At 58.1% G+C, this 18,197-nt stretch carries 18 protein-coding genes; 12 read left to right on the forward strand and 6 right to left on the reverse strand.

Going from position 1 to position 18,197, the window contains the following annotated elements; genetic code table 11:
• Positions 1 to 42: 42 nt before the first annotated feature.
• Positions 43 to 840, forward strand: coding sequence for an alpha/beta fold hydrolase (locus J0X03_RS10590; RefSeq protein ID WP_033643267.1), 798 nt, complete (start codon positions 43 to 45; stop codon positions 838 to 840).
• 159 nt (positions 841 to 999) lie between these two features.
• The gene (gene rluB, locus J0X03_RS10595; RefSeq protein WP_033643266.1) at positions 1,000 to 1,905 is read left to right on the forward strand and encodes a 23S rRNA pseudouridine(2605) synthase RluB; all 906 of its coding nucleotides are present in this window, start codon (positions 1,000 to 1,002) and stop codon (positions 1,903 to 1,905) included.
• Positions 1,906 to 1,944: 39 nt separating this feature from the next.
• On the opposite strand, the gene cobO is transcribed toward rluB, so the two are convergent.
• Both cobO and J0X03_RS10605 read right to left on the reverse strand, forming a co-directional pair.
• The gene (gene cobO / locus J0X03_RS10600; RefSeq protein ID WP_033643265.1) at positions 1,945 to 2,535 is read right to left on the reverse strand and encodes a cob(I)yrinic acid a,c-diamide adenosyltransferase; all 591 of its coding nucleotides are present in this window, start codon (positions 2,533 to 2,535) and stop codon (positions 1,945 to 1,947) included.
• 13 nt (positions 2,536 to 2,548) lie between these two features.
• Complete coding sequence (locus J0X03_RS10605) at positions 2,549 to 3,310, reverse strand: YciK family oxidoreductase (RefSeq protein WP_033643264.1); 762 nt, start codon at positions 3,308 to 3,310, stop codon at positions 2,549 to 2,551.
• A 359-nt stretch (positions 3,311 to 3,669) separates the two neighbouring features.
• On the opposite strand from J0X03_RS10605, the gene sohB reads away from it, so the two are divergent.
• Positions 3,670 to 4,716: a protease SohB gene (gene sohB / locus J0X03_RS10610; RefSeq protein WP_160204347.1), complete on the forward strand. Its 1,047-nt coding sequence runs from the start codon at positions 3,670 to 3,672 to the stop codon at positions 4,714 to 4,716.
• Between the two features lie 50 nt (positions 4,717 to 4,766).
• On the opposite strand, the gene J0X03_RS10615 is transcribed toward sohB, so the two are convergent.
• The gene (locus tag J0X03_RS10615; protein WP_033643262.1) at positions 4,767 to 5,018 is read right to left on the reverse strand and encodes a YciN family protein; all 252 of its coding nucleotides are present in this window, start codon (positions 5,016 to 5,018) and stop codon (positions 4,767 to 4,769) included.
• 427 nt (positions 5,019 to 5,445) lie between these two features.
• Between J0X03_RS10615 and topA the strand changes: the two genes are divergently transcribed.
• The 5 genes from topA to acnA all read left to right on the forward strand — a co-directional run bounded on the left by topA (position 5,446) and on the right by acnA (position 12,864).
• Complete coding sequence (topA, locus tag J0X03_RS10620; protein WP_015378045.1) at positions 5,446 to 8,043, forward strand: type I DNA topoisomerase; 2,598 nt, start codon at positions 5,446 to 5,448, stop codon at positions 8,041 to 8,043.
• Positions 8,044 to 8,048: 5 nt separating this feature from the next.
• Entirely contained in the window at positions 8,049 to 8,183 is a 135-nt protein-coding gene (locus J0X03_RS24255) for a hypothetical protein (protein ID WP_255201708.1), read from the forward strand.
• A gap of 221 nt (positions 8,184 to 8,404) precedes the next feature.
• Entirely contained in the window at positions 8,405 to 9,379 is a 975-nt protein-coding gene (gene cysB / locus J0X03_RS10625; RefSeq protein WP_004930690.1) for an HTH-type transcriptional regulator CysB, read from the forward strand.
• A 352-nt stretch (positions 9,380 to 9,731) separates the two neighbouring features.
• Positions 9,732 to 9,968, forward strand: coding sequence for a hypothetical protein (locus J0X03_RS10630; protein ID WP_060660641.1), 237 nt, complete (start codon positions 9,732 to 9,734; stop codon positions 9,966 to 9,968).
• 223 nt (positions 9,969 to 10,191) lie between these two features.
• Positions 10,192 to 12,864, forward strand: a complete 2,673-nt coding sequence (acnA, locus tag J0X03_RS10635) for an aconitate hydratase AcnA (RefSeq protein WP_160204338.1) — start codon at positions 10,192 to 10,194, stop codon at positions 12,862 to 12,864.
• A gap of 57 nt (positions 12,865 to 12,921) precedes the next feature.
• Here the strand turns inward: acnA and ribA are convergent, their stop codons facing one another.
• Entirely contained in the window at positions 12,922 to 13,515 is a 594-nt protein-coding gene (gene ribA / locus J0X03_RS10640; protein ID WP_019452695.1) for a GTP cyclohydrolase II, read from the reverse strand.
• Between the two features lie 278 nt (positions 13,516 to 13,793).
• Between ribA and pgpB the strand changes: the two genes are divergently transcribed.
• The 3 genes from pgpB to lapB all read left to right on the forward strand — a co-directional run bounded on the left by pgpB (position 13,794) and on the right by lapB (position 16,338).
• A complete protein-coding gene (gene pgpB / locus J0X03_RS10645) occupies positions 13,794 to 14,558 on the forward strand; it encodes a phosphatidylglycerophosphatase B (protein ID WP_033643258.1) in 765 nt (254 codons plus the stop codon).
• A 298-nt stretch (positions 14,559 to 14,856) separates the two neighbouring features.
• Complete coding sequence (locus J0X03_RS10650; protein ID WP_033643257.1) at positions 14,857 to 15,159, forward strand: LapA family protein; 303 nt, start codon at positions 14,857 to 14,859, stop codon at positions 15,157 to 15,159.
• Positions 15,160 to 15,165: 6 nt separating this feature from the next.
• The gene (lapB, locus tag J0X03_RS10655) at positions 15,166 to 16,338 is read left to right on the forward strand and encodes a lipopolysaccharide assembly protein LapB (RefSeq protein ID WP_019452693.1); all 1,173 of its coding nucleotides are present in this window, start codon (positions 15,166 to 15,168) and stop codon (positions 16,336 to 16,338) included.
• A 61-nt stretch (positions 16,339 to 16,399) separates the two neighbouring features.
• Here lapB and J0X03_RS10660 read toward each other — a convergent pair whose 3' ends face one another.
• Entirely contained in the window at positions 16,400 to 16,699 is a 300-nt protein-coding gene (locus J0X03_RS10660; RefSeq protein WP_033643255.1) for a hypothetical protein, read from the reverse strand.
• A gap of 172 nt (positions 16,700 to 16,871) precedes the next feature.
• Positions 16,872 to 17,132: a multiple stress resistance protein BhsA gene (gene bhsA / locus J0X03_RS10665; protein WP_046687154.1), complete on the reverse strand. Its 261-nt coding sequence runs from the start codon at positions 17,130 to 17,132 to the stop codon at positions 16,872 to 16,874.
• A gap of 329 nt (positions 17,133 to 17,461) precedes the next feature.
• On the opposite strand from bhsA, the gene pyrF reads away from it, so the two are divergent.
• Positions 17,462 to 18,190, forward strand: coding sequence for an orotidine-5'-phosphate decarboxylase (gene pyrF / locus J0X03_RS10670; protein WP_046687153.1), 729 nt, complete (start codon positions 17,462 to 17,464; stop codon positions 18,188 to 18,190).
• Positions 18,191 to 18,197 lie beyond the last annotated feature (7 nt).

Below are 18,197 nucleotides of genomic sequence, written 5' to 3' on the forward strand. Positions count from 1 at the left end.
GTAATTCCCGAACGGGTCGGGGAGAGACGCGCAGGAGGTAATATGACCGCATTTCACAGTGCCAACATGACGCTCGATTATCAGGATATCGGCTCAGGGCCGCTCACGTTGGTGTTGCTGCCCGGCTGGTGCGAACCGAAAACCGTGTTTGAGCCGTTCATCGCGCTGGCGGCCGACGGTTATCGGACGATCAGCATCGATTGGCGTGGCCACGGCCTGTCGTCAAAAGCGGCGGAGATGTCGCTGACGGCGGACGATTTGCTGGAGGATGTGCGCCAATTGCTGACGGCGCTGCGTTTGGACAACGTGATCACCCTGTCGGTGGCGCACGCCAGTTGGTTGGCGGTGGCGTTGGCCGAGGCGTTGCCGCAGCAGGTGCAGGGCATGGTGTTTCTCGATTGGATCATGACGCAGCCGGAGCCAGCGTTCTTTGCGGCGGTGAGCCGCATGCAGCAGCCGCAGCAGTGGCTGGCGGCGCGCGACGCCTTGTTCGACTTCTGGCAGGGCGGCATCCGCCACGATCGGGTCAAATGCCATCTGGAGGTCGAGATGGCGCAGGAAGATGACCGGCTCTGGCGCGCCGCCGGCGTGGCCATCGAACAGGCCTACCGGCAGTTCGGCTCGCCGCTGCAACGCCTGGCGGGAATGAGCGCGCCGCCGCCGTGCCGGCATATTTACTCGCTGGATCGCCGCGATGACTATCTGCGGCAACAGCAGGCATTTGCCGCCGAGCGGCCGTTTTTCTCCGTGGCGCGTTTAGAAGAGGCCCGCACTCACCTCGGCATTCTGGAACGGCCCGACGCGGTGCTGAGGGCGGTGGAGGACTTCTTGGCGCCGTGAACGCCGCTTGGGGGCACCGCCGATAAAGTGGGTTTCAACACCTTAGAAAGCCTGTATAATGCGCGGTTCGATCTTGATAAACGTATTATTACCGTTGCGGCGATTGGCCGCGGCGGTTATCCCCCCGACGCCTGTGAAGGCGACATTAGAGGTTGCTCAATGAGCGAAAAGTTACAGAAAGTATTAGCGCGCGCCGGGCACGGCTCGCGTCGTGAAATCGAAACCATGATTGAAGCCGGGCGCGTCAGCGTCGACGGCAAGGTCGCCAAGCTGGGCGATCGCGTTGAAGTGACCCCGGCGATGAAAATTCGTCTGGATGGTCATGTCCTGTCGATCAAAGAGTCCGAAGAGGTGGTCTGCCGCGTGCTGGCTTACTACAAACCGGAAGGTGAGCTGTGTACCCGCAGCGATCCTGAAGGCCGCCCGACGGTGTTCGATCGCTTGCCGAAGCTGCGCGGTTCGCGCTGGGTGGCGGTAGGGCGACTGGACGTCAACACTTCTGGTCTGCTGCTGTTCACCACCGATGGCGAACTGGCCAACCGTCTGATGCACCCAAGCCGTGAAGTGGAACGCGAGTACGCGGTGCGCGTGTTTGGCCAGGTCGACGATGCGAAAGTGAAGCAGCTGAGCAAAGGCGTGCAACTGGAAGACGGCCCGGCCGCGTTCCGCACCATCAGCTTCCAGGGCGGTGAAGGCCTCAACCAATGGTACAACGTGACCCTGACCGAAGGCCGCAACCGTGAAGTGCGTCGCCTGTGGGAAGCGGTGGGCGTGCAGGTGAGCCGCCTGATCCGCGTACGCTACGGCGATATCGATCTGCCGAAAGGCCTGCCGCGCGGCGGCTGGGCCGAGCTGGATCTGCCGGCGATCAACTACCTGCGCGAGCTGGTTGAATTGAAACCGGAAACGGTCAGCAAGATGCCGGTGGAGCGTGAGCGCCGCCGCGTGAAGGCTAACCAAATCCGTCGCGCGGTCAAGCGTCACTCGCAGGTGGCCGGCAGCGGCCGTCGCAGTGCGCCGGGCAGCAAACCGAGTAAATCGGGCAAACCGAGCAAACGCAGCTAATCCCGTCATTCTGGCCCCGTTCGGGGCCAGAACGTTTTGTTACCAATCGATCCCCTGCTGCGCCTTGATGCCCGCGTCGAACGCGTGTTTCACCGGCCGCATCTCCGTAACCGTATCCGCCATTTCCAGCAGCTCGCGATGGCAACCGCGCCCGGTCAGTATCACCGTTTGGTGCGCAGGGCGCTGCCGCAGCGCTTCTTTGAGCTCTTCCAGCTCCAGATAGCCGTAGGTCAACATGTAGGTCACTTCGTCCAGCAGCACCAGATCCAGGCCGCTGTCGGCCAGCATGCGTTTGCCGTGCTGCCACACCGCCTGGCAGGCGGCGGTGTCGCCTGCCTTGTTCTGCGTCTCCCAGGTGAAGCCGGTAGCCATCACCTGAAATTCAACGCCATGTTGCTGCAGCAGATTCTTTTCGCCATTGGGCCACTCGCCCTTGATGAACTGGATCACCCCGGCGCGCATGCCGTGACCGACCGCGCGGGTGACGGTGCCGAAGGCGGCGGTGGTTTTGCCTTTGCCGTTGCCGGTAAACACCAGCAGCAGGCCGCGGGTGTCCTGCGCCGCGGCGATGCGTGCATCGACCTGTTCTTTCAGGCGCTGCTGGCGCTGTTGATGACGATCTTCCGCCATGAAACGCTCCTTATTATTCGGCCGCGCCGGGTTTGCGGTTCGGCTGGGCGTCGAAGCTCATGCCGGTTTTTCGCCGGCTGTCCTCGCCCATCAGATACAGGTACAGCGGCATGATGTCAGCCGGGGTTTTCAGCTTGTTTTTGTCTTCGTGCGGGAAGGCGGATGCGCGCATTTTGGTGCGAGTTCCGCCCGGATTGATGCAGTTTACCCGCAAATTACGATTTTTGTATTCATCGGCCAATACCTGCATCATGCCTTCGGTGGCGAACTTCGACACCGCATAAGCGCCCCAGTCGGCGCGGCCGGTGCGCCCGACGCTGGAACTGGTGAACACCAGCGACCCGGCGTGGGATTTCAGCAGCAGCGGCAGCAGCGCCTGAGTCAGCATAAAGGTGGCGTTGACGTTAACCTGCATCACCTCTTGCCACATGGTTATCGACAGGTCGGCCATCGGCGCAATGTCGCCCAGCAGGCCGGCGTTGTGCAGCACGCCGTCCAGGCGCGGAATTTGGCGCGCCAGATCGTCGGCTATCTGCCGGCATTGCTCCGGCGTGGCGTGCAGCAAGTCGAGCGTGACCACCAGGGCCGGGGCGCCGCCCTGGGCCGCGATCTCTTGTTGTACCGCCAGCAGTTTGCTCTCGGTGCGTCCCAGCAGCACTAACTGGGCGCCGAAGCGAGCGTAGGTCAGCGCCGCTTCGCGGCCGATGCCGTCTCCGGCGCCGGTGACCAAAATAATGCGTTGTTCGAGTAGATCTTGTTTGGGTTGGTAATGCACGATAAATCCTCGCCTGGGTGGCTGTTCTCCCGCGTATCGTGGGGAGCAAGGGTGAAACGCGCGGCCAGGGCGGGAGCGAGAGCTCGACCTTCTGCGGGCCGCGCAGCGAATCTGTCTCATCATATTGATGAATAATGGGTGTTATATGCCTTAATCCGTACGCATTTTCAATGCGTAGCAGGCTGAAATGACATTCTTTTGTAACAAAAGCGGCGCGGCGGCGGCTTGGTTCGGCCTTGAATCGTCCCCATAGTGACGTGCAGAACGCAATGAATTTTCATTTAGCCGCGACAGCAGGCGCTGCGGTTGGCTAAAATGGAAAGAATCATACTAACAACCTGTAAATAAAGGCGGAATCTGTGGAGTTTATATCTGTTTATGGCCTGTTTCTGGCCAAGGTCGCCACGGTGGTGCTCGCCATCGCCGCGTTGGCCATCCTGGCGGTCAGTCTGGGGCAACGCAAGAGCCGTCAGAAAGGGGAGCTGCAGTTGACCGATCTCGGTGAGCAGTATCGCGAAATGCAGCGCGATATGCGCCTGGCGCGTATGGATACTGCCGAGCAAAAGGTTTGGCTGAAACAGTTCAAGAAGCAGACCAAATCTGATGACAAATTGAAGAAGCAGCGCGCCAAATCCGGCGCGGTGGAAGTGGCCAAGCCGTGCCTGTACGTGTTGGACTTCAAGGGCAGCATGGATGCGCACGAGGTGACGTCGCTGCGCGAAGAGATCTCCGCGGTGCTGGCGGTGGCCTCGGCGCAGGATGAAGTCCTGCTGCGTCTGGAAAGCCCGGGCGGGGTGGTGCACGGCTACGGCCTGGCGGCTTCGCAGCTGGAGCGCTTGCGCAAAGGCGGCATCCGCCTGACGGTGGCGGTGGATAAAGTGGCGGCCAGCGGCGGCTACATGATGGCCTGCGTCGCGGATCGCATCGTGGCGGCGCCGTTCGCCATCATCGGTTCCATCGGCGTGGTGGCGCAGATCCCGAATTTCCACCGCCTGCTGAAGAAGAACGACATCGACGTGGAGCTGCATACCGCCGGGCAGTTTAAACGTACGCTGACGCTGTTCGGTGAAAATACCGAGCAGGGGCGCGAGAAGTTCCGCGAAGATCTGAACGAAACGCACGAGCTGTTCAAACGCTTCGTGCACGAGCAGCGCCCGTCGCTGGACATCGACAGCGTCGCCACCGGTGAGCACTGGTTCGGGATCCAGGCCAAAGAGAAAGGCCTGATCGACGCCATCGGCACCAGCGACGATTTGTTGATCGCCGAGTTGGATAACCACGAAGTGATCGCCGTGCGCTATGCGCGTCGTAAACGTTTGATGGATCGTTTCACCGGCAGCGCGGCGGAAAGCGTCGATCGTTTGCTGTTGCGCTGGTGGCAGCGCGGGGAAAAGCCGTTGTTGTAAGGCGAGAAGAGCAGGAATCAACGGGGGCCAGGCGCCCCCGTTTTGTTTTCTCAATCGACCAAATGGTATTTTTCCGAAAGCAGGTGAGCCAAATGTTTAAACATATTAAATACGGCGGTGGTTTTGGCGGTGGGCAATCCATCGGCATCTAAAAAGTATTCGCCGCGAAAAACTAAAACGCCGCTTTTTTGTTCAACGTCGGTGGCGATCATGCCGTGCAGATAATCTTCGTGTTGGCGGATAATGTTATTTGCTTCCGCCAGCAGGGCCTCGCGGCCGATAGGTGCAGTATTCTTGTACATTTATTAGACTCCAAACAAAAAACGCTGCGCATATTCTAACGCCGGTTCGCTTTTATCCGCAAACCGACTAAGGTTTATTTGCCGTCTGGATGGCCATGGGCGGCGGCCGGTTGGCGAAATCTGCCTTTCCGTGCTAATTAGGTTGCGTGACGCTTTTTATCAGGTACAGTGTGGGATTTTGCGGCGTCGGGTGGAAGGTTTTGTTTACGCCATGAATAAAAATCACGCAGCCATACTTCTGGGGCATGGGTGAATAGCAGGCAGGATCAACAACTTGCGTTCAGGTTGAGCAGTTGGGCAACCAAAAGAAAAAAATCTGTTGATCTCTTGCCAGACTGCCGCAATATAAAAAAAGAGACACGAATTGCCGCGGCACGGCGAGATAAAAGACTTCTTTTTAGAAGAAATAAATTAGGTAAAGGTAAATATGGGTAAAGCTCTCGTAATAGTTGAGTCCCCGGCAAAAGCCAAAACTATTAATAAATATTTAGGAAGTGACTACGTGGTGAAGTCCAGCGTCGGTCATATCCGTGATTTGCCGACCAGTGGCTCAGCCAGCAAAAAGAGCGCTGACTCAACCGAAGACAAAGCCAAGAAAAAAGTTAAAAAAGATGAGAAGGCGGCGCTGGTAAATCGCATGGGCGTCGACCCTTACCACGGCTGGAAAGCGCATTATGAAATCCTGCCGGGTAAAGAAAAAGTGGTCGCCGAGTTAAAATCGTTGGCGGAAAACGCCGACCACATTTATCTCGCAACCGACCTTGACCGCGAAGGGGAAGCCATCGCCTGGCACCTGCGGGAAGTGATCGGTGGGGATGACAAACGCTTTAGCCGCGTGGTGTTTAACGAAATCACCAAAAACGCGATCCAACAGGCGTTCAAACAGCCGGGCGAGTTGAACATTGACCGCGTCAACGCGCAGCAGGCGCGCCGGTTTATGGACCGCGTGGTGGGCTATATGGTCTCGCCGCTGCTGTGGAAAAAAATTGCCCGCGGCCTGTCCGCCGGCCGCGTACAGTCGGTGGCGGTGCGTCTGGTGGTTGAGCGCGAACGCGACATCAAGGCGTTCGTGCCGGAAGAGTACTGGGAGCTGCATGCCGATCTGCTGGCGAAGGGTGAAACCGCGCTGCAGATGGAAGTGACTCACGCGCACGACAAACCGTTCAAGCCGGTCAACCGCGAGCAGACGCACGCCGCGGTCAAGTTGCTGGAAAAAGCCCGCTACACGGTGCTGGATCGCGAAGACAAACCGACCAGCAGCAAGCCGGGCGCGCCTTTCATTACCTCCACGCTGCAACAGGCCGCCAGCACCCGCCTGAGCTTCGGCGTGAAGAAAACCATGATGATGGCGCAACGGCTGTATGAAGCCGGTCACATCACCTATATGCGTACCGACTCCACCAACCTGAGCCAGGATGCGCTCAACATGGTGCGTGGCTACATCGGCGACAACTTCGGCGATAAATACCTGCCGAAGGCGCCGAATCAGTACAGCAGCAAAGAGAATTCGCAGGAAGCGCACGAAGCGATCCGTCCTTCGGACGTGAACGTGCTCGCCGAACAGCTCAAAGACATGGAAGCGGACGCGCAGAAGCTGTATCAGCTGATCTGGCGTCAGTTCGTCGCCTGCCAGATGACGCCGGCACAATACGATTCCACCACGCTGACGGTGAAAGCCGGCGATTATCAGCTGCGCGCTAAGGGCCGTACGCTGCGCTTTGACGGCTGGACCAAGGTGATGCCGGCCCTGCGCAAAGGCGATGAAGATCGCACGTTGCCGTTCGTCGAAATCGGCAGCGAGCTGGATCTGCAGAAACTGATCCCGAGCCAGCACTTCACCAAGCCGCCGGCGCGCTACAGCGAAGCCTCGCTGGTGAAAGAGCTGGAAAAACGCGGCATCGGCCGTCCGTCCACTTACGCCTCCATCATCTCGACCATTCAGGATCGCGGTTATGTGCGGGTGGAAAGCCGCCGTTTCTATGCCGAGAAAATGGGTGAGATCGTCACCGACCGTCTGGAAGAGAACTTCCGCGAGCTGATGAACTATGACTTCACCGCCCGCATGGAAGACGGCCTCGATGAGGTCGCCAACAACCAGGCCGAGTGGAAAGCGGTGCTGGACGAATTCTTCGTCGATTTCAGCGAGCAGCTTGAAACGGCGGAGAAGGATCCGGAAGAAGGCGGCATGCGGCCTAACCAGATGGTGATGACCAGCATCGACTGCCCGACCTGCGGCCGCAAGATGGGCATCCGTACCGCCAGCACCGGCGTGTTCCTCGGCTGTTCCGGCTACGCGCTGCCGCCGAAGGAACGTTGCAAAACCACCATCAACCTGGTGCCGGAAGCGGAAGTGCTCAACATCCTCGAAGGCGACGACGCGGAAACCAACGCGCTGCGCGCCCGCCGCCGCTGCCAGAAATGCGGTACGGCGATGGACAGCTATCTGATCGACAACCAGCGCAAGCTGCACGTCTGCGGTAACAACCCGGCGTGTGACGGCTATGAGATCGAAGAGGGCGAGTTCCGTCTGAAAGGCTATGATGGCCCGGTGGTGGAGTGCGACAAGTGCGGCTCGGAAATGCACCTGAAAATGGGGCGTTTCGGCAAGTACATGGGCTGCACCAACGAGAACTGCAAAAACACCCGCAAGATCCTGCGTAACGGCGATGTCGCGCCGCCGAAGGAAGATCCGGTGCCGTTGCCGGAGCTGCCGTGCGAGAAGTCCGACGCCTATTTCGTGCTGCGTGACGGCGCTGCCGGCGTGTTCCTGGCGGCCAACACCTTCCCTAAATCGCGCGAGACCCGCGCGCCGCTGGTGGAAGAACTGGCTCGCTTCAAGGATCGTCTGCCGGAGAAACTGCGCTACCTGGCCGATGCGCCGGTGGCGGATGCCGAAGGCAACAAAACGCTGGTGCGTTTCAGCCGTAAAACCAAGCAGCAGTACGTCTCCTCTGAAAAAGACGGCAAGGCGACCGGTTGGTCCGCGTTCTACGTGGACGGCAAGTGGGTCGAAGGCAAGAAGTAAGGCCGATGTCCTGCCCGCAAGATGAAAAACCAGCCCTGGCGGCTGGTTTTTTTATTGGTGAAAAGGGGCAAACGGATCTATCCTTTGCTGTTTTTATCCCTCCGACACCGCCGTTTCACGTTGATACCCATGCAAAATAATCGTTATCATAGTGTGACGCGGATCTATACTTGAAGCTGCATCGTGGTATAGTGGTTATATAAAAAGTTTTTTTATTATTAAAGCTTATTAACAACGGCGTTTTCTTCACCATCAGGGTAGAACACGGGGTTTATGGCTTGTGAGTTTCAGCATACCGGGGCGACACCGATATACCTGGCTGCGGGTAAGCCGCAGTGTTTAACCTAGGATGGTATAAGATATGAAATTGCAGCAGCTTCGTTACATTGTGGAAGTGGTTAACCACAACCTGAATGTCTCCTCGACGGCAGAAGGGCTCTATACCTCTCAACCCGGCATCAGCAAACAGGTGCGCATGCTCGAAGATGAGCTGGGCATCCAGATTTTCGCCCGCAGCGGCAAGCACCTGACCCAGGTCACCCCGGCCGGCCAGGAAATCATTCGCATCGCGCGTGAAGTGCTGTCCAAGGTAGACGCCATCAAGGCCGTCGCCGGTGAACACACCTACCCGGACAAAGGCTCGCTGTACGTCGCCACCACGCATACCCAGGCTCGTTACGCCTTGCCTAACGTGATCAAAGGCTTCATTGAGCGTTACCCGCGTGTCTCGCTGCACATGCATCAGGGCTCGCCGACGCAGATCGCCGAAGCGGTCTCCAAGGGCACCGCAGATTTCGCCATCGCCACCGAAGCGCTGCACCTGTATGACGATCTTATCATGCTGCCGTGCTACCACTGGAACCGTGCGGTGGTGGTGAAGCCCGATCATCCTTTGGCGGGCAAAAGCAGCATCAGCATTGAAGAACTGGCGGCTTACCCGATCGTCACTTACACCTTCGGCTTTACCGGTCGCTCGGAGCTGGACACCGCCTTCAACCGCGCCGGCCTGACGCCGCGCATCGTCTTTACCGCCACTGACGCCGACGTGATTAAAACCTATGTTCGTTTGGGATTGGGGGTAGGGGTGATCGCCAGCATGGCGGTGGATCCGGTGCAGGATCCGGATCTGGTGACGGTGGATGCGCGCGATATCTTCACCTACAGCACCACTAAAATCGGCTTCCGCCGCAGCACCTTCCTGCGCAGCTACATGTACGACTTCATTCAGCGCTTCGCGCCGCACCTGACGCGCGACGTGGTCGACAGCGCAGTGGCGCTGCGCTCCAACGAAGAAATTGAAGCGATGTTCAAGGACATCAAGCTGCCGATTAAGTAATCGTTGACGATATCAAATCAAACCCGGTTAGGCGCCTGCTAAACCGGGTTTTTTTAGCCCGGAAACCCGCACCTTCCTTGTTTCTCAGGATCATCCTGAAAAGCCGCCGTCCTCTTTTCAACCCGTTAGCCTCTAAGTAGACTGCAAAACGTTCGGATAATTGAGTATGGAAATTCAACGTTATGCAGATATGCAGGCTTAACTACGCTGATTTATCGAGTGATTTCCAGATCCTTCGGGATGCGCTGCTAAGGCGTAGAAAGGTGAGAGTGCCTGGAGGTCGAGGGCTGATGGCGTACGGTCGTATAGATGTTCAAGGCGAGCCTGATTACAGTAAATGCGTGGTATCACAATGAAAAAAAGTCTCTGGATTGTTCTGTTCTTGTTGCTAACCTTTTTGTTGTTGCGCTACCTGCCAGACGGAATTTTCGACAGCTTCGTTTCCAACAACATAGAAATTAGCGGTGATGGTGAAATAGGGATGAATAATTTCGACTCGGCTGTCATTGCCATTAAATTGGGTGTCTCTGCTATCATTGCTGCAGTTGTGCTCACAGTATGTCGCCGCCTGGTGCGCAAACTCCGCTAAAGCCGCGAGATTTTCCCTGCCAAAACGCCGCCTCGTTGCGGCGTTTTCGTTGACGCGTGGCCTAACCCCTTGGCTGCGCTCGCACTTCCTTCTTCTTGATTGTTCTCACCTATCGCTGTGATCAAATCGTGTTGTTATCAAAACGTTAACTTATCTTTGTGGTATCTTTAAACAAGACCTCACTGATTACCCTGTTTTAATCACAATAAGAAATGGAGGAGCTATGTCGTCCGATCTTCGTGAAACAAGTCTGGATAAGCTGGTTGCGCTGAATAGCGAATATTACTACTACAGTCTGCCGCTGGCGGCGAAGCAGCTGGGTGATATCGACCGGTTGCCGAAATCAATGAAAGTGCTGTTGGAGAACCTGCTGCGCCATGTGGATGGCGATACCGTGCAGGTTGACGACCTCAAGGCCATCGTCGCCTGGTTGCAAACCGGCCATGCTGACCGTGAGATCGCCTACCGTCCGGCGCGCGTGCTGATGCAGGATTTTACCGGCGTTCCGGCGGTGGTGGATCTGGCGGCGATGCGTGAAGCGGTGCGGCGGCTGGGCGGCAATGTCGACCAGGTGAACCCGCTGTCACCGGTGGATCTGGTGATTGACCACTCGGTCACCGTCGATGAATTCGGCGATGACAACGCCTTCGAAGACAACGTTCGTATCGAAATGCAGCGCAATCACGAGCGCTACACCTTCCTGCGCTGGGGGCAGAAAGCCTTCAACCGTTTCCGCGTGGTGCCGCCGGGCACCGGCATCTGCCACCAGGTCAACCTCGAATACCTCGGCCAAACGGTGTGGCACAGCGACGAAAGCGGTCGCCGCGTGACCTATCCGGATACGCTGGTGGGCACCGATTCCCACACCACCATGATCAACGGCCTGGGCATTCTCGGCTGGGGCGTCGGCGGTATCGAAGCGGAAGCGGCGATGCTGGGCCAGCCGGTGTCGATGCTGATCCCGGACGTCGTCGGCTTTAAGCTGACCGGCAAGCTCCGTGAGGGCATTACCGCCACCGACCTGGTGCTGACCGTCACCCAAATGCTGCGTAAGCACGGCGTTGTCGGCAAGTTCGTCGAGTTTTACGGCGACGGCCTGGCCGATCTGCCGTTGGCGGACCGGGCGACCATCGCCAATATGTCGCCGGAGTTCGGCGCCACCTGCGGTTTCTTCCCGGTAGATGACGTCACGCTCGGCTACATGAAACTCAGCGGCCGCAGCGCCGAACAAATCGCGCTGGTGGAAGCCTACGCCAAGGCGCAGGGCATGTGGCGCAACCCGGGGGATGAGCCGGTATTCACCAGCTCGCTGGCGCTGGATATGTCGACGGTCGAGGCCAGCCTCGCCGGGCCGAAACGCCCGCAGGATCGCGTCGCGCTGCCGAATGTGCCGCAGGCGTTCAGGGCCGCTACCGAGTTGGATATCGGCGGCCACAAGGCCAAGGCAGACAGCAAACCCTTTACGCTGGATGGGCAGCAGCACGAGCTGCACGACGGCGCGGTGGTGATCGCGGCGATCACCTCCTGCACCAACACCTCCAACCCGAGCGTGATGATGGCGGCCGGCCTGCTGGCGAAAAACGCCGTCAAGAAAGGGCTGCGCAGCAAGCCTTGGGTAAAAACGTCGTTGGCGCCGGGTTCCAAAGTGGTGACCGACTACTTCGACAGCGCCAAGCTCACCGCTTATCTGGAAGAACTGGGGTTCAACCTGGTGGGATATGGCTGTACCACCTGTATCGGCAACTCCGGGCCGCTGCCGGATCCTATCGAGCAGGCGATCAAAGAGGGCGATCTGACCGTGGGCGCGGTGCTGTCGGGCAACCGTAACTTCGAAGGGCGCATCCACCCGCTGGTGAAAACCAACTGGCTGGCCTCACCGCCGCTGGTCGTGGCGTATGCGCTGGCGGGCAGCATGAAGATCGATCTGACCAAAGAGCCGCTGGGCGAGGGCAATGACGGTCAACCGGTCTACCTGAAGGACATCTGGCCGAGCAGCCAGGACATTGCTCAGGCGGTGGAAGAAGTGCGCACCGAGATGTTCCACAAAGAATACGGCGAAGTGTTCGATGGCGACGCCAACTGGCAGGCGATCCAGGTGACCGGTTCGGCGACCTATCAATGGCAGGAGGATTCTACCTATATCCGCCATCCTCCGTTTTTCAGCACCATGAAGGTGAAGCCGGATCCGGTGCAGGACATCAAGGACGCGCGCATTCTGGCGATTCTGGCCGATTCGGTGACCACCGACCACATCTCGCCGGCGGGCAACATCAAGCGCGACAGCCCGGCGGGGCGTTACCTGAGCGAGCACGGCGTGGCGCCGCAGGATTTTAACTCCTACGGTTCGCGCCGCGGTAACCACGAAGTGATGATGCGCGGCACCTTTGCCAACATCCGCATCCGCAACGAAATGGTGCCGGGTGTGGAGGGGGGCTATACCCGCCATATTCCGTCGCAGCAGCAACTGTCTATCTACGACGCCGCCATGCAGTACCAGCAGGAGCAAGTGCCGCTGGCGGTGATCGCCGGTAAAGAGTACGGTTCCGGCTCCAGCCGCGACTGGGCGGCGAAAGGGCCGCGCCTGCTGGGCGTGCGGGTGGTGATCGCCGAATCCTTCGAGCGTATTCACCGCTCCAACCTGATAGGCATGGGTATTTTGCCGCTGGAGTTCCCGCAGGGCGTGACGCGCAAAACGCTGGGGCTGACCGGGGACGAGCAGATCAGCGTCGGCGGCCTGCAACAGCTGCAGCCGGGCCAGACGGTGCCGGTACATATCACCTATGCCGACGGGCGCAAGGAGGTGATCGACACTCGTTGCCGCATCGATACCGGCAATGAGCTGACCTACTACGAAAACGACGGCATCCTGCACTACGTAATCAGGAAAATGCTGTAAATCGGGCAGTAAAAAGGGCGCCGCAAGGCGCCCTGATTGTTTTCACCGTGGCGGCGATCACTTCTGGTCGAGCAAATGGCCCATTTTGGCGGCCTTGGTGGCCAGATAGTGTTCGTTCTTCGGATTGCGGCCGACGATCAGCGGCACGCGCTCGCTGATATTGATACCGGCTTCGGTCAGGATCTCGACCTTTTTCGGGTTGTTGGTCAGCAAGCGCACCGCGTCGACGCCCAGCAGTTTGAACATGTCGGCGCACAGGGTGAAGTCGCGTTCGTCGGCGGCGAAGCCGAGCTGATGGTTGGCTTCCACGGTGTCTGCGCCCTTATCCTGCAGGGCATAGGCGCGGATCTTGTTCAACAGGCCGATATTGCGGCCCTCCTGGCGATGATAAAGCAGGATGCCGCGGCCTTCTTCGGCGATCTGCTCCAGCGCGGCTTCCAGCTGAAAACCGCAGTCGCAGCGCAGGCTGAACAACGCGTCGCCGGTCAGACATTCGGAATGCACGCGTGCGAGCACCGGCGCTTCACCGGAAATATCACCGAATACCAGCGCCAGATGATCGTGCCCGGTCGCCAGTTCTTCGAATCCTACCATCAGGAAATCGCCCCAAGGTGTCGGCAGTTTAGCCTCTGCCACCCGTTTAAGCTGCATGTCACTCTCCACAAAAACCTACGATTCAATCATTGTCGCGCATCCTAAGTCCGGTCAGTGCATTGACCAAGACTAAAACGTGCTACGCCGATCTCTATTTCGTTAATTATCGGCTATTTTGCCACAACTTCTTGCCGGGCGGTGCTCAGCAAACCAGCAGATGGCGTTTTCTGGCCACCTATTATTGCGATAGGTTGTCTATCTGTTTAATTTTTCGCGTGTTATCAATATTGCACTCTTGTTACACTGCAGCGTGATTCACGCAGAGGAAAACGGGAATGTATGAGATAGCAAAACGCACGGCGGGCGGCGCGTTGCTGCTGCTGTTGATGCCGCTGGCGGTCTGGGTATCCGGCTGGCACTGGCAACCCGGCGGCAATGACCGGCTGCTGAAAGCGCTGTACTGGGTGACCGAAACCGTGACCTCGCCGTGGGGCATTCTGACCAGCGCGATCCTCTGCGGTTGGTTTTTGTGGTGCCTGCGCTTTCGGCTGAAGCCGGCCATCGGTCTGGCGATGCTGCTTTTCGCCGCGCTGTTGATTGGGCAGGGCGTGAAGTCGTTGATCAAGGATCGGGTGCAAGAGCCGCGTCCTTTCGTGGTGTGGTTGGAGCAAACCCACGGCGTGGACGGCAAGTATTTCTACTCGCTGCAGCGCAAAGAGCGCAGCGCGCTGGTGCGCGAGCAACTGCAAGACCAGACGCTGGTGCCGGGCTGGCTGCGCAAGCACTGGCAGTTTGAAACCGGCTTTGCTTTTCCGTCGGGGCACACCATGTTCGCCGCCACCTGGGCGCTATTGGGCGTAGGGCTGCTGTGGCCGCGCCGCCATTACAAAACCGTCGCGATCCTGATGGTGTGGGCGGCCGGGGTAATGGGCAGCCGCTTGCTGCTGGGCATGCACTGGCCGCGCGATCTGGCAATGGCCACGTTGATCAGTTGGTTGCTGGTGGTGATCACCTGCTGGCTGGCGCAGCGCTGGTTCGGTCCTCTGACGCCGCCGCCGCAAGAGCAGCAGGAAATCGCGGCGCGCAAGCCGGAGAAATGAATGTTATGTGACCATGTCACAAAAAGCGCGGCGCCAGATCGGCGCCGCATTAACCGCTTACATTTTCCCGCCATTGCAATCCGCGCCGTCGCCCCCATATCCTTATAAATTCGACGTTTTGAGAAGCTTTCTCATCAATTTGTTCGTTAAAGCCGTTTACTGCCGAATATGCCAGCAGATATGTGGTTTTATCGTGCCGCAGGGTTTCCCTGCCGCAACGGGAAATGCTAACTTAAGGGTTAGGGACGCCACGTTTTGGCATCGTTCATCCGATTCACTCGGCATCGCGGGAAAGAATGTGAAATATTTGCTGATTTTTTTGTTGGTTCTGGTGATCTTCGTGATTTCCGTCACCTTGGGTGCGCATAACGATCAGGTGGTCAATTTTAACTATCTGGTTGCGCAGGGCGATTATCGCGTATCGACCCTGTTGGCCACGCTGTTTGGCGCCGGTTTCATTCTCGGCTGGATCATTTGCGGTCTGTTCTATCTGCGTACGCGCATTGCGCTGGGCCGCGCCGAGCGCAAGATCAAAAGGCTGGAGCTGCAGCTTGAGCAGCCCGCTGAACCGGCGGCTCAGGCCGTTGTCAGCAAGGAATAACCCTCTATGTTAGAACTGCTGTTTCTGTTGCTGCCCGTGGCTGCCGCGTACGGTTGGTACATGGGGCGCAGAAGCGCTCAGCAGGATAAACAGCAAGAAGCCAACCGCCTGTCGCGTGAATACGTGGCAGGGGTGAACTTTCTGCTTTCAAACCAGCAGGATAAGGCGGTCGATCTGTTCCTCGACATGTTGAAAGAGGACAGCAACACCGTTGAGGCCCACCTGACGTTGGGCAACCTGTTCCGCTCGCGCGGCGAAGTCGACCGCGCTATCCGCATCCATCAGGCCTTGATGGAAAGCGCTTCCCTGACCTTTGAACAGCGCCTGTTGGCGGTGCAGCAGCTGGGCCGTGACTATATGGCCGCCGGGCTTTACGACCGCGCGGAAGACATGTTCAGCCAGTTGACTGACGAAGCGGATTTTCGCGTCTCGGCGCTGCAGCAACTGCTGGTGATCCATCAGGCGACCAGCGACTGGCAGAAAGCGATCGACGTGGCGGAAAAGTTGGTCAAGCTGGGCAAAGAGAAACAACGCGTTGAGATCGCGCACTTTTATTGTGAACTGGCGCTGCAGGCGATGGGCAGCGACGATCTCGATCGGGCGATGAGCCTGCTCAAGCGTGCGGATGCGGCCGATAAACAGTGCGCGCGCGTGTCCATCATGTTCGGGCGCATTTACATGGCGCAAAACGACTACGCCAAAGCGGCGGAGTCGCTGCAACGCGTATTGAGTCAGGATAAAGAGCTGGTCAGCGAAACGCTGCCGATGCTGCAGGAATGCTACCGGCACCTGCCGGAACAGCAGCACAACTGGGCTGATTTCCTGAAGCGCTGCGTGGAAGAGAACACCGGCGCAACCGCCGATCTGATGCTGGCCGAAATCATCGAGCAGCACGAAGGGCGCGACGTGGTGCAGGTCTATATCAACCGTCAGCTGCAGCGTCACCCCACTATGCGGGTGTTTTATCGGCTGATGGATTATCACCTGGCGGACGCTGAAGACGGCCGTGCGAAAGAGAGTCTGCTGTTGTTGCGCGATATGGTCGGTGAGCAAATTCGCACCAAGCCGCGTTACCGCTGCCACAAATGTGGCTTCACGGCGCACTCGCTCTATTGGCATTGTCCGTCGTGTCGCGCCTGGTCATCGGTTAAACCGATCCGCGGTCTGGACGGACAATAGCGCGGCGGTGAGACAAAATAAAACGGGGCGATTGATCGCCCCGTTTTTCTATGTTCATCGCTTACTTTTTCTTGCCGCCTTTAGCGCCGGTTTTCAATAGCTGACGCAGCTTCTTCAGCTCTTTCTGGCTCAGAGGCTGTTCGATTTCTTCTTCGGTGCTTTGATTGTCGATCTCGCCGTGGTGCAGGTCGTCCGCTTTCTTGGCCGGTTTTTCTGCCTTGACGACGGGCGCGTTGAAGCTGCTTTCCAGGCGCTGGCACACTTCCACGCTCAATGAAAATTCGTTTTCAGCGGCGGCGGCGCGGATTTTCTCCTTCAGTGCCAGAGGAATTTTAATGGTAAGTGTTGATATCTCGCTCATTTTGAAAGCCTTTCTGCAGGAAGATGCCTTCAAGCTAAGCCACTGGCGATCGGGTGTCTAGTGTGTAATAAAAATTTAATATTTTTGTAACAATAAAGGGCGGGGCAAATGCGGGGTTTTCAAGCGGGAAACAGAGACAGGGCCCGAAATCTCGGGCCCTGTACCGGAAACCTTATTTGTAGATGATCGCGGTGCCGCTCAACATGTTGTTACCGCCGGCGGAGATAATGCGGTAGCTGCTGGCGCCCTGAGCATCTGCTTTAGCGGCCAGTTTTTTCTCCAGGCTGCTGAGGGTGGTTGCGTGGCCTGCGGAAACGACGCCGGTCGCGGTCAGGCTATCGGCCTGCTGGCTGTTGATCGGCTCAGCGGCCAAAGTGGCGAAAGAGGTCAGTGCGATAGCGGCAGCGGCTGCAAAATATTTGATGATTTTCATGGGTGACTCCAGTCTGTTTATTTAGGAAGGAAGCCATTCGCTTCCGATGTGGTGAATAATAAAGCATCTGGGCCGATTGAAAATCTGATAATGCTGAGTAAGTAGTTCAAAATATTTGATTGATAATTTACGCATCTTTACGGCGTTTTACGCTGCGTGGTTTATTGCTGACGCGCTTACGTTGACGCGCCATGACAAAGACGCAAGGTAACATGACAGAGCGCTGGTGCGCGCTGTGGCTGGGATTTCTGGCCCCTGGCATGTAGAATGCGGCGGTCAGTTTCGCGGGTGAGTCCCTGATTATCTCCATTTTACAGAAGGTAGAAGAAATGAAGTCTGAAAATAACGCTAATAACAATGACTTAAAATCATCTCCAATCGTTGTGGCGTTGGATTACGCCGATAAGAACGCTGCGCTGGCGTTCGCCGACCGTATCGATCCGCAAGACTGCCGGCTGAAAGTGGGCAAAGAAATGTTCACGCTGTTTGGACCACAGCTGGTGCGCGATCTGCACGGGCGCGGCTTCGACGTGTTTCTTGACCTGAAATTCCACGATATTCCCAATACCACGGCGCATGCGGTAGCCGCAGCGGCCGAGCTGGGCGTTTGGATGGTCAATGTGCATGCCAGCGGCGGCGCGCGCATGATGACCGCCGCTAAAGAAGCGCTGGTGTCATACGGGGCGGATGCGCCGTTGCTGATCGCCGTCACGGTGCTGACCAGCATGGAAGCGGAAGACCTTCGCGGCATCGGCATCGAGGCCAGTCCGGCAGAACACGCCGAGCGCCTGGCGCGCCTGACCCGCGACTGCGGGCTGGACGGCGTGGTGTGTTCGGCACACGAAGCGCAGCGCCTGAAGGCCGCCTGCGGGCAGGCTTTCCAACTGGTGACGCCGGGGATCCGCCCTGAAGGCAGCGCGGCGGGCGATCAGCGTCGTATTATGACGCCGGTGCAGGCGCAGGCCGCCGGCGTGGACTATATGGTGATTGGGCGTCCGATCACCCAATCTGCGGATCCGGCCGCGACGCTGCGCGCGATCCGCGCCTCTTTGGCCTGAGGAAGCG

The organism is Serratia ureilytica (assembly GCF_017309605.1).
Classification (GTDB): domain Bacteria; phylum Pseudomonadota; class Gammaproteobacteria; order Enterobacterales; family Enterobacteriaceae; genus Serratia; species Serratia ureilytica.